The sequence below is a fragment of the Roseovarius sp. A-2 genome (assembly GCF_002072155.1).
Taxonomy (GTDB): domain Bacteria; phylum Pseudomonadota; class Alphaproteobacteria; order Rhodobacterales; family Rhodobacteraceae; genus Roseovarius.
Genome location: NZ_BDIY01000001.1, coordinates 427716 through 442818, shown reverse-complemented (window position 1 = coordinate 442818; position 15103 = coordinate 427716). Strand labels below are relative to the sequence as shown.

14 protein-coding genes are annotated in these 15103 nt (G+C 63.1%); 5 read left to right on the top strand and 9 right to left on the bottom strand.

Annotated elements, in window-relative coordinates; genetic code table 11:
• Positions 1–8 precede the first annotated feature (8 nt).
• Together queA and BHD06_RS02210 are read right to left on the bottom strand one after the other, a co-directional pair.
• Positions 9–1097, bottom strand: coding sequence for a tRNA preQ1(34) S-adenosylmethionine ribosyltransferase-isomerase QueA (gene queA / locus BHD06_RS02215; protein ID WP_080455327.1), 1089 nt, complete (start codon positions 1095–1097; stop codon positions 9–11).
• Complete coding sequence (locus tag BHD06_RS02210; protein WP_080455326.1) at positions 1094–4510, bottom strand: DUF3971 domain-containing protein; 3417 nt, start codon at positions 4508–4510, stop codon at positions 1094–1096. The genes queA and BHD06_RS02210 overlap by 4 nt, the downstream gene beginning before the upstream one ends.
• Positions 4511–4617: 107 nt before the next feature.
• Between BHD06_RS02210 and BHD06_RS02205 the strand changes: the two genes are divergently transcribed.
• The 4 genes from BHD06_RS02205 (at position 4618) to BHD06_RS02190 (ending at position 7929) form a co-directional block, all read left to right on the top strand.
• Positions 4618–5079 (top strand): peroxiredoxin, encoded by a 462-nt coding sequence (locus BHD06_RS02205; protein ID WP_080455566.1) that lies wholly within the window; start codon positions 4618–4620, stop codon positions 5077–5079.
• Between the two features lie 20 nt (positions 5080–5099).
• The gene (locus BHD06_RS02200; protein ID WP_080455325.1) at positions 5100–5903 is read left to right on the top strand and encodes a ferritin-like domain-containing protein; all 804 of its coding nucleotides are present in this window, start codon (positions 5100–5102) and stop codon (positions 5901–5903) included.
• 180 nt (positions 5904–6083) lie between these two features.
• A complete protein-coding gene (locus BHD06_RS02195) occupies positions 6084–7403 on the top strand; it encodes a M23 family metallopeptidase (protein ID WP_176214258.1) in 1320 nt (439 codons plus the stop codon).
• Positions 7393–7929, top strand: a complete 537-nt coding sequence (locus tag BHD06_RS02190; protein WP_080455324.1) for a polymer-forming cytoskeletal protein — start codon at positions 7393–7395, stop codon at positions 7927–7929. The genes BHD06_RS02195 and BHD06_RS02190 overlap by 11 nt, the downstream gene beginning before the upstream one ends.
• Before the next feature lie 53 nt (positions 7930–7982).
• Here BHD06_RS02190 and BHD06_RS02185 read toward each other — a convergent pair whose 3' ends face one another.
• The 3 genes from BHD06_RS02185 to BHD06_RS02175 form a co-directional block, all read right to left on the bottom strand.
• The gene (locus tag BHD06_RS02185; protein ID WP_080455323.1) at positions 7983–8567 is read right to left on the bottom strand and encodes an HNH endonuclease; all 585 of its coding nucleotides are present in this window, start codon (positions 8565–8567) and stop codon (positions 7983–7985) included.
• A gap of 162 nt (positions 8568–8729) precedes the next feature.
• A complete protein-coding gene (locus BHD06_RS02180) occupies positions 8730–10550 on the bottom strand; it encodes an ABC transporter ATP-binding protein/permease (RefSeq protein ID WP_080455322.1) in 1821 nt (606 codons plus the stop codon).
• A gap of 70 nt (positions 10551–10620) precedes the next feature.
• Entirely contained in the window at positions 10621–11919 is a 1299-nt protein-coding gene (locus BHD06_RS02175) for a LysM peptidoglycan-binding domain-containing protein (RefSeq protein ID WP_254892276.1), read from the bottom strand.
• A 103-nt stretch (positions 11920–12022) separates the two neighbouring features.
• Here BHD06_RS02175 and BHD06_RS02170 point away from each other — a divergent pair, with 103 nt between their 5' ends.
• Positions 12023–12574, top strand: a complete 552-nt coding sequence (locus BHD06_RS02170) for a TIGR00730 family Rossman fold protein (protein WP_080455320.1) — start codon at positions 12023–12025, stop codon at positions 12572–12574.
• Here BHD06_RS02170 and rarD read toward each other — a convergent pair.
• The 4 genes from rarD to BHD06_RS02150 form a co-directional block, all read right to left on the bottom strand.
• Positions 12535–13431, bottom strand: a complete 897-nt coding sequence (rarD, locus tag BHD06_RS02165) for an EamA family transporter RarD (protein WP_080455319.1) — start codon at positions 13429–13431, stop codon at positions 12535–12537. The two genes, BHD06_RS02170 and rarD, sit on opposite strands and share 40 nt — an antisense overlap.
• A 127-nt stretch (positions 13432–13558) precedes the next feature.
• On the bottom strand, positions 13559–14017 hold the full coding sequence (locus tag BHD06_RS02160) for a host attachment protein (RefSeq protein ID WP_080455318.1): 459 nt from the start codon (positions 14015–14017) through the stop codon (positions 13559–13561).
• The gene (locus tag BHD06_RS02155; protein WP_080455317.1) at positions 14017–14247 is read right to left on the bottom strand and encodes a hypothetical protein; all 231 of its coding nucleotides are present in this window, start codon (positions 14245–14247) and stop codon (positions 14017–14019) included. Before BHD06_RS02155 ends, BHD06_RS02160 begins: the two co-directional genes overlap by 1 nt.
• Before the next feature lie 155 nt (positions 14248–14402).
• On the bottom strand, positions 14403–15002 hold the full coding sequence (locus BHD06_RS02150; RefSeq protein ID WP_080455316.1) for a superoxide dismutase: 600 nt from the start codon (positions 15000–15002) through the stop codon (positions 14403–14405).
• Positions 15003–15103: the final 101 nt, after the last annotated feature.

The following is a 15103-nucleotide window of genomic DNA, read 5'->3' as shown; positions in this document are numbered from 1 at the left end:
ATCGCGACTCATTCTGTCGCGCCTGTTGACCGCCTGTCAGGGTTTGATGCGGGTATCAACAGGGAAGCGTCCCCGTAGGAGAAGAAACGATAGCGCAGCGCCACGGCATGGGCATAGATGCGCCGAATCCGATCACGGCCCATCAATGCCGAGACAAGCATCATCAGCGTCGATCTGGGCAGGTGGAAATTGGTCATCAGCGCATCGGTCACGCGGAACCGAAAACCCGGATAGATAAAGATATCGGTGTCGCCCTCCCACGGCACGATCTCACCAGTGGCGCGCGCCGCCGTCTCGATCAGTCGCAGGGCGGTGGTGCCTACCGGGATGACCCTCCCGCCGGCCTTCCTCGTTGCAGTGATCTCGGCGGCGGCCTGCGCGCTCACCTCGCCCCATTCGGCATGCATCTTGTGGGTGGTGACATCCTCGACCTTGACCGGCAGAAAGGTACCCGCGCCAACATGCAGCGTTACATGGGTGAAGTTGACGCCGCACGCGCGCAGATTGTCGAGCACGACCTCGTCGAAATGCAGCGAGGCCGTGGGTGCCGCCACTGCACCCGCGTTGCGCGCCCAAAGCGTCTGATAATCCTCGCGATCCCGTGCATCCGCAGGCCGCTTGGCCGCGATATAGGGCGGCAGCGGCATGGCCCCGGCTGCATCGAGTGCTGCGTCGAAGTCATCGCCCGTCAGGTTGAACAGCAGCCGTGCCTGCCCCTCTTCCTTGGCCTCCAGCACTGCCGAGAGCACCTCGGAAAACACGATCTCCTCACCCTCGGCCACCTTCCTGAGCGGCTTGATCAATGCCGACCACGTGCCGTCCGCCCCCGGCTCCAGCAAGGTTACCTCGATCCGCGCCTCGCTTTCGCCTTGCACACCCGCGCGCCGCCGCCGTCCGCTCAGCCGCGCCGGGATCACCTTGGTATCGTTGAGCACCAGACGATCACCGGCCCGCAACCATTGGCCAAGATCGGCCACGGTGGCATCATGGATTGCATCACCCTGCGCCACCAGTAGCCGCGCGGCGCGGCGCGGTCGGACGGGCCGCGTGGCGATCAGCGCCTCGGGCAGGTCGAAATCGAAGTCGCTGAGTTTCATCTATCGTTTCCGACATAGGGTGGCTGTTTTTCCCGTCCCGCGTCAGGCTTGGATTGGCGCGACATCGCGGGAGGCCCGCCGCCCTCTACCTGCGGCGCGGGCCTGCGGAACATCTCGCGCAGGAACCCCGGGGTCAATGCCGAGAGCGGGTTGATGTTGACTGTCGGGCCCGAGACCGGCCCCTTGATCGTGTAGTTGAAGCCAATAAGACCTTCGCCAGGGCGCGTAAAGACTTCGCCAATGGCATTCACCACGTAAACCGGAGAGATCACGCCCTGCATGTCCATCCGCTTTGAAACCACGTCGTAGAACCCGTCCATCGACAGACCGACCGAGGCCCCGACCGCACTGCCCTCGAGCAGCACAAGCCGGGTCGGGCTTAGCCGAAAACGCGCGTCGATCCGGGCAAAGTGCAGCCCTTGCCCGTCAAGCTGTTCAAGCAGCCCGACAATGCTGATGGTGTTCAAGAGTGCCGCAAGCGCCGGGGCCTCCTTGATGCGGATCTCGTCGATTCCCAACACACCGTCATAACTGCCCGGCTCCGGCGCGGGGATGAGAATGAGCTCCATCCGACCATTGCGCGCGCTCTTGAGCAGGCTCGCCGCCCCTAGAACGCCCCCCGCGTCCTCGCTGCGAATCCGGAAAGCGCTGCGACCCTCCTGCGGCACGATATCCCCGCTGATCGCCGTCTTGCCGTTGACCCGACCGGAAAACGCGCCCTGCATGCCGCCTGCCGTCTGTAGATCGGCATCGAAATCGGTCAGGCTGATCGTGTCGGAAAGCTGCAACCGGTCGAGCCGGAGCGCGACCGGCCCGCCGCCGGTCGCGCCCTCCTCGCTCGGCGTCTCGTTCTGCGCTCCGCCAAACACCGTCATGCTGCGCAGATCCAACGTGCCGCCATTGATCTCGATGCGCGGCGCACGCCCCAAACCGCGCCCGATCAGCGTGACGGGCGCATTCAACCAGTCGCCGATCTCTACACTGGAGAATGTGGCCCGCTCAAAGCCACCGTCCTCTGCCGTCGTGACCGATCCGCGCGCGCGCAGCCCGGCGGCGTCGAGGCTCAACCCCTCGATCTCTGGCCGGGGGCCGAGCGTGCCCGTCACGTCGAGCCGCCCGGTGCCCGCCTCGCCGAGCGCCCAGTCGATCTGCGGCAGGCGCAGTCCGAGCCCGGCAAGATCCGAGGTGAGGGCGAATTGCCCCGGAATGTCCTTGCCAAAGCCGATCTCGACCTCGCCTTGCCCGGCCCCCGAGAATGTGCCCGGCGGCAGGCCGATTCCGAATTCCCGGACAAAGCGTTCCGACAGTTCGATCTGCCCGCGCACACGACTTTCCCCGCCCGTGCCGGGACCAAGCGGCATGCTCCAGTTCCCTGACAGCGGAACCGTGCCGATCCGCGCCTCACCGCCGATCCGGATGCCGCGATTGCTGGCCTCCACCGCGAGCGCCGAGGCGGACAGAACGCGCCCCTTTACCAGTGTCTCCGAGCGCAGGTCGCGCAATGCGCCGGTCACCTCGAAGGCCACCTCCTCGGGTGTCAGCCGGTCCTTCATCAGGAAATTCAGATTGCCCTTCAGCCGCGCGCGTCCGTCGGCAAGGCTCACCGGCTGCCCGGCCTTTTCCAGAAAGCGGAAGGGCGGCGAATCGAGCAGCGACAGGGCGGCAGTGATGGTGCTGTCGGTTCTCAACTGCGCCTGCGCCGGGCTTTGCTTGATCCGGATGTCGGGGATCGAAAACGTGGTGCCCGAGATGTCGATACGCCCGCCCTGCGCCGCCGTCACGTGGCCTTGAGCGGCATGCATGACAAAACGGTTGTCGCGGATCGAGGCATGCCCTTTCGCGCCCTCGATGGGCGGAACGTCACGCACGTAGACCGTGCTGAGATCGTCAAAATCGAAGCCGACAAAGAAATCCGGCAGGGTCCCCGCACCGGCGCGCAGCGCGACCTGAATATCGCTCAGTGTGACCTCGCGCACATTCTCGGTGATCCAGTCGCGGGTCTTGGGCTTGACCGAGCGTGGCCAGAGCGCCAGCAACCGCTCGGGCGCGATCCCATCCAGCGCCCCCTCGAGCGCCAGCGCCCAGCCGTCCGGCTGCCCGCGCGCCTCGCCGCTGAGGCGCAGCGTGCGGCCCTGATCGTTCAGCCGCAACGCCCCGAGCGACAGCACGAAAGGATCGAGCTTGAGACGCATATCCATGGCGGCCCCCTCGAAGGCTATCGGCTCAGAGTAGAGCTCCGGCGGATCGGCCACGATCTCGGCAAACGAAATCTGTGCCTGCAACTCGCGCGGCCACCCGGTCTCCATCCCGATCAGACGCGCGGTGCCATCGGCGCGGGCCCGGCCCCACCCGCTATCGACCGACAATTCGGAAAATTGGATCGTCTGCGTCGCCGGGTCATAGGTGAAATAGCTGCGTGCCGCCTCGAAGGGGATCGGCGAGGTGGCCGGATTGGGCTGCAACGCACCCGCACCGATCTGCAACGTGGCATTGAGCGGCCCAAGCCGTCCCGCCTCGTCCACGGCAGCCCGCAACGCCCCCGAAATCGGCGCATCGAGCGCGGCCAGCCAGGCCAGCGCGGGCGACTGTCCGGCGATCTCGCCTGCCGGAATATCCTCAAAGCGCACGCCGAATTCCGCGGCTCTCGCGCCCACTTGCGCGCTGTAATTCACCTCGATGGAGGTTGCGTATTCGCGCGCTCCCAGGACCGTTACATTGCCGCGCAGCGTCACCTGATCGCCCTCGCGCGTCAGGCTCGCCTGCCCGCCATCGGCAGACCAGGCCCGCCCGGAACGCGCATCCTCGTAGCGCAGGCTCAGGTTTTCTGCCGTCACTTCGCGCAGGGAGGCCAATTGCGGCTGCGCCAGCAGCGCGCCAATCTGTTCGGTGACGGTGCCCTGAGCGGGTTGACCGCCGCCCTCGACCTCGATCGACAACTCGCCACTCTCGCTGCGCCGCAGCAAGAGTCGCCCGCCCTCGAGCCGTATCGCCGACGCGCGTACCTCGCCGCGCAGCAGTGCCGCCCGGGAAATCCTGATCTGCAAACCCGCGAGATCGGCGAGGCGGTGCCCGTTCGTGTCGTCGAACGAGACTGCGCGCAGATCTACCCTCGGGGCCATGTCGGGCCCGAGGCTGAGACCCATTCCCTCGAAGCGCAGCACGTGGTTCGGCAGGTCGCGGTTGATGCGTTGGCTCAGGTCGGACCGGACCCATCCGGGCACCTCGATCCCCGCCGCCAGTACCGCGACCAATCCTAGCGTGATCACGAGCGCCAGAATCGAACACCCGAAGCAGAACTGACCGACATGGTGCAAAGCCCGGCGCGCAGGAGATGCCCGGCGGGAACGACGCTCGCGCACCGGATCCGGCGCCGCTTCGGGCGGGCGGTCGTTTGGCCTGTCGGTTTCGCTCATCTTTTCCGGTCGGGCGCTTTCTTTGCGTCCTGCTTCTGCCTCATCACTTTATTCTCGCCTGTCACGGGCTAATATGGAACTCACAATTTTGATCACAAGGAATGCGCATGTCCGACACAGCCCAACCCGCTCCCGATTTCACCCTGCCCCGCGATGGCAGCGACAGCGTGACACTCTCTGCCTTGCGTCCGCGCACGGTGGTTCTGTTCTTCTATCCGCGCGACGACACATCCGGTTGCACCAAGGAAGCCATCGCCTTTTCCGGCCTGCAATCCGAGTTCGAGGCCGCAGGCGCGACGGTTCTCGGCATTTCCAAGGACAGCGTTGTCAGCCACGAGAAATTCCGCGACAAGCACGGGCTCAGTGTGCCGCTCTTGTCGGATGCCGAGAGCGAGGTCTGCGAGGCGTTCGGCGTCTGGAAGGAGAAAAACATGTATGGCAAGACTTTCATGGGGATCGAACGCTCGACCTTCCTGATCGACGGCGAGGGCCGCATCGCGCGCGAATGGCGCAAGGTCAAGGTGCCCGGTCATGCCGAAGAGGTGCTCGAGGCGGTGCGCGGGCTGTGAGCGGCCCGACACTTGCAGAGATGGCCGTCGAGGTTCTGAGCACAGCCGATGGCCGCGACAAGACTGCGTTGTCGCGCGCGCATGCGGCCACGTGGACTGCGGCGCGCACGGCGGGCCGCAACATCCCGCTCGGCCATGCCACGCCGCCGCCGCTCCCGGCGCGCCCCGACCGGCCCGAACTGCTCGACCCGCGCGAGGTGCCGCGCCGCCGTCCCGGCTCGGAAAAGGGCCGCATCGCGATGCTGCACGCGGTGGCGCATATCGAACTGAACGCCGTCGATCTGCATTGGGACATCATCGCGCGATTCACCGACACGCCGATGCCCATGGGATTCTATGACGACTGGGTCAAATCCGCAGATGAGGAATCCAAGCATTTCAACCTGATATGCGATTGCCTCGAAGAGATGGGCAGCCATTACGGTGCCCTGCCCGCGCATGCGGGAATGTGGCGCGCCGCCGAAGATACGGCTCATGACCTGATGGGCCGCCTCGCCGTGGTGCCAATGGTGCTCGAGGCGCGCGGTCTCGACGTGACCCCCGGCATGATCGCGATCTTCGAGCGCGCAGGTGCTACGCGTGCGGTTGACGCCATGCAGGTGATCTATGCCGAAGAGGTGCATCACGTGGCTTATGGGTCTAAGTGGTTCCATTTCCTGTGCGGTCGCCACGATGTCGATCCCAAAGAGGTCTTTCACGACCTCGTGCGGCGCTATTTCCACGGCGCGCTCAAGCCCCCCTTCAACGAGGAAAAGCGTGCCGAAGCCGGGCTGCCGCCGGATTTCTACTGGCCGCTGGCCGACAACGCCACAACGCGCGGTTGAACGGCACTGCCGAATATAGGCGATTTTCCGCCAACTTGGCGGGAATCGGCCCAGATACCCCCTCGATTTGGTCAAATTTCTTGCCCAAACTCTGCCCGGTGGCTAAGCACTAGCCCAAGACGTCGGCCAAGTGCCTCAAAGAACGTCGTTTGGTGGAAGGACAACAAGGAACCAGACCGCGTGAGAACACGACTTGGAATCAAGCTTCATTCATTCCTCGAACGCTACTTTCCCGAAAGACGGGTATTCCTGCGTTCCGATACCGACACACGCTTCATCCGGCTTGGCCCGGCGACGCAGCTGATCGCGTGCAGCGGTGCGGCGGCCATCGTAGCCTGGGCGATCATCGCCACCTCGGTGCTGGTGATGGATTCGATCGGCGCAGGCAATTTCCGCGAACAGGCCAAGCGCGAATTGCAGACCTACGAAATGCGGCTCAACACCCTCGCCGACGAGCGAGACAAGCGCGCGCACGAGGCGCTGGCGGCGCAGGAACGCTTCAGCTTCGCGCTCGAACAGATTTCCGCGATGCAATCCGAACTGCTCGCCTCCGAAACGCGGCGGCAGGAACTGGAAACCGGCATCGAAGTGATTCAGGCCACATTGCGGCGCACCATGACGGAGCGCGAAACGGCCAAGGCCGAGGCCGAACGCCTTGCCGCACGGCTCGACGAGGGGGGCGAGACCGGCGTTGGCGAAAACGGCAGCACTGGCAGCGACAGCACGGTCGATTTCCTGTCCGCCGCGCTTGCCGACACCGCCGAGGCCCGAGATAAGACGATCGCCGATGCGCAGCAGGCGCTCGTGCGGGCCGATGAGATGGCCTATGAGCTGCGCCTCCTGCAGGACCAGAACGACCAGATTTTCAGCCAGATCGAAGACGCCATGGCGGTCTCGGTCGAACCACTCGACAAGATGTTCCGCGCTGCGGGGCTCAATACCGACAGGCTGCTCGATACGGTGCGCCGCGGCTATTCCGGTCAGGGCGGCCCTCTGATGCCGGCCATGCTCTCGACGCGCGGCGAGACGCTTTCGCCGGATGCAGAGCGCGCCAATCGCATTCTCGGCCGCCTCGACGAGCTCAACCTCTACCGGCTCGCCGCCGAAAAGGCCCCCTTTGCCCTGCCCGTCAAGAGCGGGTTCCGTTTCACCTCGGGCTTTGGCAAGAGATGGGGGCGCATGCATGCCGGAACCGATTTCGCGGCCCCACACGGCACCCCGATCCATGCCACCGCCGATGGCGTGGTCAGCCACGCGGGCTGGCTGTCTGGCTACGGCCGCCTCGTGAAGATAGAGCATGCCTTCGGCATCGAGACCCGCTACGCCCATATGTCGCGAATCCGCGTGAAGCCCGGTCAAAGGGTCTCGCGCGGGGATCGAATTGGTGATATGGGCAACACAGGACGGTCCACCGGCACTCATCTGCACTACGAAGTCCGCGTGGACGGCAAGGCCGTCAACCCCATGACCTATATCAAGGCAGCGAGAAATGTTTTCTAAGAGCAAGATCAACGAACCCGCGCAAAAGCCCGCCGAGAGCAAACCGGCTACTCCCGAGAACCGTCTCGACAGCGCCCGCCCAGACAGTAGCGCGGGCGAGTTCAAGGCGCAGGCCGCCAAGGCGAAACCACCCGCCTCGGTGCTCTCGTCTGACCTGCATGTCACCGGCAATCTCAAGACCACTGGCGACATTCAAGTCGAAGGCACGATCGAGGGCGACATCCGGGCGCATCTTTTGACCATTGGCGAAGGGGCCACGGTCAAGGGAGAGGTGATCGCCGATGACGTGGTGATCAACGGCCGCATCGTTGGCCGCGTGCGCGGTCTCAAGGTGCGCCTCACCTCCACCGCGCGGGTCGAGGGCGACATCATCCACAAGACCATCGCCATCGAGAGCGGTGCGCATTTCGAAGGCTCGGTGCAGCGTCAGGACGACCCGCTCTCGGGCAACAAATCCGCCGCCAAGCCGGCCCAGGCGACACAGCAGCAACCCGCTGCAAAACCGGCTGACGCCAAGCAAGGCTGACGCAGTGTCACATGAGACCTAGAAGGCACCCTGCGGGGTGCCTTTTTATTGGCTCATGCCTCCAGTTCGGCATCCCAGTAGAGGAAATCCAGCCAGCTTTCATGCAGATGGTTGGGCGGGAACTTGCGGCCCATGTTGCGCAGCTGCTCGGCCCCCGGTGCGCGCGGCGGCTTGCGCAGGTTCATCCTCGCCTGCCGCAGGCTGCGCGAACCCTTGCGCAGATTGCACGGGCTGCAGGCCGCGACGACATTTTCCCAGCTTGTAATCCCGCCCCGTGCGCGCGGCACGACGTGATCGAAGGTCAGATCGCCCTTGGCACCGCAATACTGGCAGCGAAATTCGTCCCGCAGGAATAAATTAAAGCGCGTGAAGGCCACGCGCTTTTGAGGTCTGACAAAATCCCGAAGGACGATGACCGACGGTATCCGTATCTCGGTACTCGGGCTGCGCACCCAATGGTCGTACTCGGCAACGATGTCCACCCGGTCCGACCAGGCCGCCTTGACCGCCTCCTGCCATGTCCAGAGCGATAGCGGATAATATGACAGCGGCCGGTAATCCGCATTGAGCACCAGAGCCGGAAATTGCCGCAACGCGGCAGGCTCTCTCACAAATTCAGTTCTGAAATCCCCGTCCATCGTCTGAACTGCCCTTCTCGCGGCCCCGGTTCAAAGCGGTGCGGTGAAACTGCCCCACCTGACTGCCACTATATATCGTGTTCGGCCTCTGGCAAGCGTGCTATATCGTAGCATATTTAGACCGCGATATAGGCGGCAAATGTAACTCTGCCATGACAGAAGTCACGCCGCTGTCTCGTCCTGCCCGGACGCCTGCCGTTGCCAGAGCGCGGCATAGCGCCCCTGCCGCGCCAAAAGGTCCGAATGGGTGCCCTCTTCGACGACAACCCCCTGATCCAGAACGACAATCCTGTCGGCACCCGCCACCGTCGACAGCCGGTGCGCAATCATGATCACCGTGCGACCCTCCGCTGCATGTGCGAGCGCCTCCTGAATCTCGCGCTCTGTCTGGGTGTCGAGCGCGCTCGTCGCCTCGTCAAGCAGCAGGATTGGCGGGTTTTTCAGCAGCGTACGTGCGATGCCGACGCGCTGTTTTTCGCCGCCAGACAGCTTGAGTCCACGCTCGCCCACCTGCGTCGCGTAACCCTCGGGCAGGCTCGTGATGAAGTCATGAATCTGCGCCGCACGCGCCGCCTTCTCGATCTCGTCCTTGCTGACGCCATCGCGTCCATAGGCTATATTATATCCGATCGTGTCGTTGAACAAAACGGTATCCTGCGGAACCACGCCGATGGCGGCGTGCAGGCTTTCTTGCGTGACGTCGCGCAAATCCTGCCCGTCGATGCGCACCGCCCCCGCCTGCACGTCGTAGAACCGGAACAGAAGTCGCCCGATGGTCGATTTGCCAGAGCCCGACGGCCCCACCACGGCGAGCGTCTGACCCGGCCCCACGTCAAGCGACACGCCCTTGAGTATCGGGCGCGCAGGGTCATAGCCGAATTCCACCGCATCGAATGTGATGGCAGCGCCTTTCACATTCAGAACATATGCATCCGGTTTTTCCGAAACATCTGGGTTTTTTTCTAACATTTCGAACATTTCACCCATATCGACCAGCGCCTGCCTGATCTCACGATAAACCGTGCCGAGAAAGTTCAGCGGCATGGTGATCTGGATCATGTAGGCATTGACCATGACGAAATCGCCCACCGTCATCGTGCCATCCTGCACCCCCATGGCCGCCATCACCATAACGATGATCAACCCCCCGGTGATCAGCAGGGATTGTCCGAAATTCAGAAACGCAAGCGATTGCGCAGTCTGTAGCGCGGCGCGCTCATAACCTGCCATTGCCGCGTCATAGCGCTGCGCCTCGCGCGCCTCGGCCCCGAAATACTTGACGGTTTCGTAATTCAGCAGGCTATCGATCGCCTTTTGATTGGCGTCGGTATCCTGATCGTTCATCTCGCGCCGCAGCCGCACGCGCCACTCGGTCACTTTGAACGTAAAGGCCGTGTAGGCAGCGATGACTGCCGCCACCACTGCCAGATACCAGATATCGAAAAGCGTCCACAGGATGATGCCGACAAGCATCAATTCCAGCACCAGCGGTGCAATGGAAAATAGCAGGAAGCGCAGGAGGAAATCGACGCCTTTGACCCCGCGCTCGATGATCCGGCTCAACCCGCCGGTTTTGCGCGTGATGTGATAGCTCATCGACATGGCATGGATGTGCCGAAAGGTCTGCAAGGCCAATGCCCTCAGCGCGCGCTGCGCCACCCTGGCAAAGACCGCGTCGCGCAATTGCTGAAAGCCGACGTTCATCAGCCGCGCCATGCCATAGGCCACGGTCAGCCCGATGGCCCCCATGCCCAGCATCCAGGCCGCCTCCTGTCCCTCGCCCGCGAGCGCGTCGACGGCGGCCTTGTAGAAAAACGGCGTGCCAACCGACACCAGCTTGGCCACGACCAGCAGCATCAACGCGAAGACCACCCTCCGCTTGACCCAGGGTTGCCCCTCGGGCCACAGGTACGGCGCGACGCGGCGGATGGTAACCCAGCCGTTGCGCGGTGCCTCGGTCGTCGTCACGCGGGATTTGCGCATCTGGGATCTGGCCTTTCTTCGGATCGAGGGCCACAGATAGCCCCGGTATCCGTCGATGACCAGCCCGCGCTCAATCGGGCAGTTTGAACACCTGCCCGGGATAGATCAGATCGGGGTCGCGGATGCGGTCGCGATTCGCCTGAAAAACGCGCACATAGAGAACCCCCTGGCCATAGCGTTTCCGCGAGATCGCCCAAAGGGTCGAGCCGGGCTGCACCGTCACCACATCGAAACGCGGTGCCTCGGGGCTCTGGTTCCGCGTGGCGAGAACGGCCTCGTCTTCGCGCTTGAAGGGGGTTTCGACGCGCGAAATCACCGCGCCTTCCGCGCTGACCTCATCGACACGCAGGGTATAGACGCCGGTATCCACATCCGGCAGCGCGCTTTTCCACCCGCCATCCTCTTGGATCCGAGATGTCGTGATCGGCTGGTTGTCGAGGTAAATCCTGACAAAGCCCTCGCCCTGACCGCGCCCCGACAACTCCACCTCACCGGTCGGCGAATAGGTGATCGCGTCGAGCGCAACCGACGACATGACCTCCGGTGCGCGCTCCTGCGGTGCCTGCAGCACGCGCACCCCGGCCTCGTTGGAAAGCAGAACCGTGGGCTGTTGCGACTCTGGCGGCAAGACGGCACCGGGCTCGGTCTCCGCCATAACGGCAGGGGTCTGCGGCTCCGGCACCGCCGCAGCCAGCGTCGGGGCGGTCTGTGCCATATCGGGCTCGGACGGGGTTGTGCCATCGCTTGCGGTCGTATCGGGCGCGGGCGCGTCGCCCACGGCCAGGGTTTTGGTCGGCGCGGGGTCGGCCGTCTCCGGCTCAGCCTCGGGCTGCGGCGCGGCTCCGGCGCTCTCAGGGGCGGGTTGCGGTGTCGGGGCGATGAGGATCTCGTCACTCGATCTCACCTCCCGGCCGTCTTCAATGGACCGCATGTTCAGGCTCAGGACGCGCGGCACGGAACTCGCCGCAACGTCGAGAAACTGAACGAATTTGCCAGAGCCGTCGGCGGCCGCGCTGCCCATGACCTTCTCGTCGATCAGGATCGACACATCCCAGCCGGGCGCGGCGCGCCCGGCAATGATCATTTGCCCGTCCGGTTCCAACCGGAAGGTGTCGACCGCCGGCGGGGCGGGCATGTTCGGCGTTGCGGGGGCCTCGGGCTCAGGCTGCGGCACCTGCGCCGTCGTCTCGGGCGCGGCGGGCTCTGGCTCGGGCTCCTGCTCCGGCGCAGGCACGACAACCGTCTCTGTCGCCTCCGGGACGGGCGCGTTCCCGCGATAGAAATACATTCCCGCAGCGACCAGCGCCGCCACGGCAACAGCGACAGCACCCGCAGCAGGCCCAGCCCCTAAACCGATGATTTTGCTCATCTTTATTCAACATCCCCTGCCGTGGCACCGTGCCCGGTTGTCGGAGCATATCAACAAGGCTATCAGGGGTCAAAGCAACGCTTGTTCAGCCCGGAGTGATCCCATGTCAGAACGATCTGTCTGTGTCTTTTGCGGCGCACGTCCGGGCAACCGGCCTACATATATGCAGGCTGCAACCGACACCGGCAAGATGTTGGCCGAAAACGGCTGGCGGCTGGTCTATGGCGCGGGTGATGTCGGGTTGATGGGGGCCACGGCACGCGCGGCGCGGCTTGCAGGGGGCAGGACCTTTGGCGTGATCCCCGCGCATTTGGTGGGTGTGGAAATCGGAAAACGCGATATGACACAATATGTCGTGACCGAAACCATGCATGAACGCAAAAAGGTGATGTTCATGAACTGCGACGCGATCGTTGTCCTGCCCGGCGGCGCGGGATCGCTGGACGAGTTTTTCGAGGTTTTGACATGGCGCCAGCTCGGCCTGCACAACAAGCCAATTTATTTATTGAATACAGAAGATTATTGGAAACCTCTGATGCAGATCATAGAGCATGTGATCACCGAGGGTTTTGCCGGCGACGGCCTTAAATCCTTTGTTCAACCCGTTGATACGGTTCAGGATTTGACGATAGCCCTGCGCGCCGCCCTGTCCTGACGCAGGCTCGCGGTGGTGTAGATCGCGAGCGCGGTCCAGATCATCGCAAAGGCCACGGCGTGCCAGAAGCTGAACGCCTCTTGGAAAATCAGCGTCGCAACAAGGAATTGTAAGGTGGGGTTCAGATACTGCACCAGCCCAACCGTGGCCAAGGTGACGCGCTTGGTGGCATAGCTGAACATGATCAACGGCGCGCCGGTGAGGATGCCGGAAAACATCAGGAGCAGGCTGTCGCGCCAATTGCCAGAGAATGCCCCGTTTCCATCCGAATGGACATACCACAACACCGTCAGAGCAATCGGTAAAAGCAGCAGCACCTCGGCCGTGACCGACACCACAGGACCGACAGAAAGCCCTTTTTTCACAAGGCCATAGAGGCCGAAACTCGACGCCAGTATGAGCGCGATCCAGGGCGGCACACCCAGCCCCCAAGTCAGGGTAACAACCGCGCAGAGCGCGAGCGCCACGGCGAATAGTTGCGCCTTTCCCAGACGCTCACGAAAGGCAATCGCCCCCAGAAAAACCGCCACCAAGGGGAAGATGTAATAGCCCAGTGAGGCCTCCATCGCACGCCCGATTTGAATCGAGGTGATGAAAACGAACCAATTGGTCGAGATCATCACCGCCGCAAAGCCGATCAGAAGAATTGACTTTCGCCCCGCAAGAGCCTGTCTCAACACGGAAATCCGCCCTTGAACCAGCAGAACAAAGGCGAAGAACACGCAAGACCACAGCGTGCGATGCGCGAGGATCTCGATGGGGGGGATGTGATCCAGCAGCTTATAGTAAATGCCCGACAGGCCCCAGATCGTGCAGGTCGCGACCATCGCGATAATCCCCTTGGTCACCTCGCGCATGATACTGCTGCCCCGTGTTTCACCCTGCCTCCGTGCTGCCGCAAGCAGACCGCCGAGGCAAGGCGAAAGCGCCGAACCGATGCAGTTTACACGCGGGTGTCATGCAACGGGACGGCGCGCCAACGGCTCAGAGCTTGGGGTCAAGCTCCGCCTTCAGCATGGTCGCGACCTTGTCGAGCGAGTGATGCGTGAGATCCTTGGGAATTTCGGCCACCACCTTGTCCCGAACCTCCTTGTGCAGGGCCTTGCGCAAGTCGCCCAATGCATGCGGCGCCGCGACCAGCACGATGCGTTCGAACGCGCCGCGATGCGCGTACTTGTAGAGAATCTCAGCCAACTCATGCGCAAACCGCTCCTTGGCCAGTTCGTGCCAATCGGTGTCATCCATGGCCGAAACCTGGCCGACCCCGGTATCGTGCTTGCGCCCCGGACGGTTGGCGGACTGGTCGTAATCTGACGGGTTTTCCTGTTCGTCCTTGCGCACAACATCAAGCGCAGGCGAGATCGCATCAACAGAGTTGCGCAGGAAGAGCGCCTTTTCCCCGTCCGCGATCAACACCCAGGTGCCATTGGTCAGAACCGCCATCACATCTTCTCCTTGTCGCCGCTCTCGTCCTGGTCCTGCGCCGTGGCACGCGTCGTGCCTGCAGATGTCTCGTCATGACGTTTCTTTTCATCGCGGGTGCCGACCTTGCGGGCGATCTCGCCACCGGCGCGGCCCGCAGCAGAGGGGGCTTTCTTCAGGTTTTCCGGCTTCTCGCCGAGGATTTCTTCGGTCTCCCGGCTGCCATCATTCGATTTCACACGGTCGGCCATGGGGGAACCTCCTTTGTCATTGCGTCATCGTTAAAACGTATGAACAGCCTATAGGTTCCGTCAGAAAATCACATTGGATCAAAGCCCTATCGCGTCGCGCCAAAACAAGAAGGCCCGCCGGTTGGCGGGCCTTCTGCGATCGGGTCAGGACCGGATCACATGCGCGACGCGACGTTTTCCCAGTTCACCAGATTGTCGAGGAAGTTCTGCAGGTAGGCCGGCCGTTTATTGCGGAAGTCGATGTAGTAGGAATGCTCCCATACGTCACAGCCCAGAAGTGCTGTCTGACCGAAGCAGAGCGGGTTCACGCCGTTCTCGGTCTTGGTCACTTTCAGCGCGCCATCAGTGTCCTTCACAAGCCACGCCCAGCCCGAGCCGAACTGCCCGGCCCCTGCGGCGGCGAAATCTTCCTTGAACTTGTCGAGCGAACCAAAGCTTTCGTTGATCGCCTTTTCCAGCTCGCTCGGCATGCCGGTACCGCCGGGTGCCATCATCTCCCAGAACTGATTGTGGTTCCAGTATTGCGAGGCGTTGTTGAAGATGCCCGACTGCGCGACGGCCTTGGGATCATAGGTGCCCTTGATGATCTCTTCGACCGATTTGCCCTCCCACTCGGTGCCAGCGACGGCCTTGTTGCCATTGTCGACATAGGCCTTGTGGTGGATGTCGTGGTGGTATTCCAGCGTCTCGCGGCTCATGCCGTGATCAGCGAGCGCATCGTGCGAATACGGAAGGTCGGGAAGTTCGAAAGCCATGGGTATGCCCCCTGTTCGTTGGTGTTGAAATCCGATGTCCTTACATGGTGGGCGGATTGGGCAAAGGTCAACCCTGCGGGCCGGAGTTTTTCTGTCGGGAA

What these genes read in the sequence shown, in the direction of transcription:
- BHD06_RS02200 (WP_080455325.1), top strand. Translation starts at nt 5,100, where the DNA reads ATGGCCGTCGAGGTTCTGAGCACAGCCGATGGCCGCGACAAGACTGCG.
- queA (WP_080455327.1), bottom strand. Translation starts at nt 1,097, where the DNA reads ATGAAACTCAGCGACTTCGATTTCGACCTGCCCGAGGCGCTGATCGCC.
- BHD06_RS02170 (WP_080455320.1), top strand. Translation starts at nt 12,023, where the DNA reads ATGTCAGAACGATCTGTCTGTGTCTTTTGCGGCGCACGTCCGGGCAAC.
- BHD06_RS02155 (WP_080455317.1), bottom strand. Translation starts at nt 14,247, where the DNA reads ATGGCCGACCGTGTGAAATCGAATGATGGCAGCCGGGAGACCGAAGAA.
- BHD06_RS02150 (WP_080455316.1), bottom strand. Translation starts at nt 15,002, where the DNA reads ATGGCTTTCGAACTTCCCGACCTTCCGTATTCGCACGATGCGCTCGCT.
- BHD06_RS02190 (WP_080455324.1), top strand. Translation starts at nt 7,393, where the DNA reads ATGTTTTCTAAGAGCAAGATCAACGAACCCGCGCAAAAGCCCGCCGAG.
- BHD06_RS02175 (WP_254892276.1), bottom strand. Translation starts at nt 11,919, where the DNA reads ATGAGCAAAATCATCGGTTTAGGGGCTGGGCCTGCTGCGGGTGCTGTC.
- BHD06_RS02210 (WP_080455326.1), bottom strand. Translation starts at nt 4,510, where the DNA reads ATGAGCGAAACCGACAGGCCAAACGACCGCCCGCCCGAAGCGGCGCCG.
- BHD06_RS02160 (WP_080455318.1), bottom strand. Translation starts at nt 14,017, where the DNA reads ATGGCGGTTCTGACCAATGGCACCTGGGTGTTGATCGCGGACGGGGAA.
- rarD (WP_080455319.1), bottom strand. Translation starts at nt 13,431, where the DNA reads ATGCGCGAGGTGACCAAGGGGATTATCGCGATGGTCGCGACCTGCACG.
- BHD06_RS02180 (WP_080455322.1), bottom strand. Translation starts at nt 10,550, where the DNA reads ATGCGCAAATCCCGCGTGACGACGACCGAGGCACCGCGCAACGGCTGG.
- BHD06_RS02185 (WP_080455323.1), bottom strand. Translation starts at nt 8,567, where the DNA reads ATGGACGGGGATTTCAGAACTGAATTTGTGAGAGAGCCTGCCGCGTTG.
- BHD06_RS02205 (WP_080455566.1), top strand. Translation starts at nt 4,618, where the DNA reads ATGTCCGACACAGCCCAACCCGCTCCCGATTTCACCCTGCCCCGCGAT.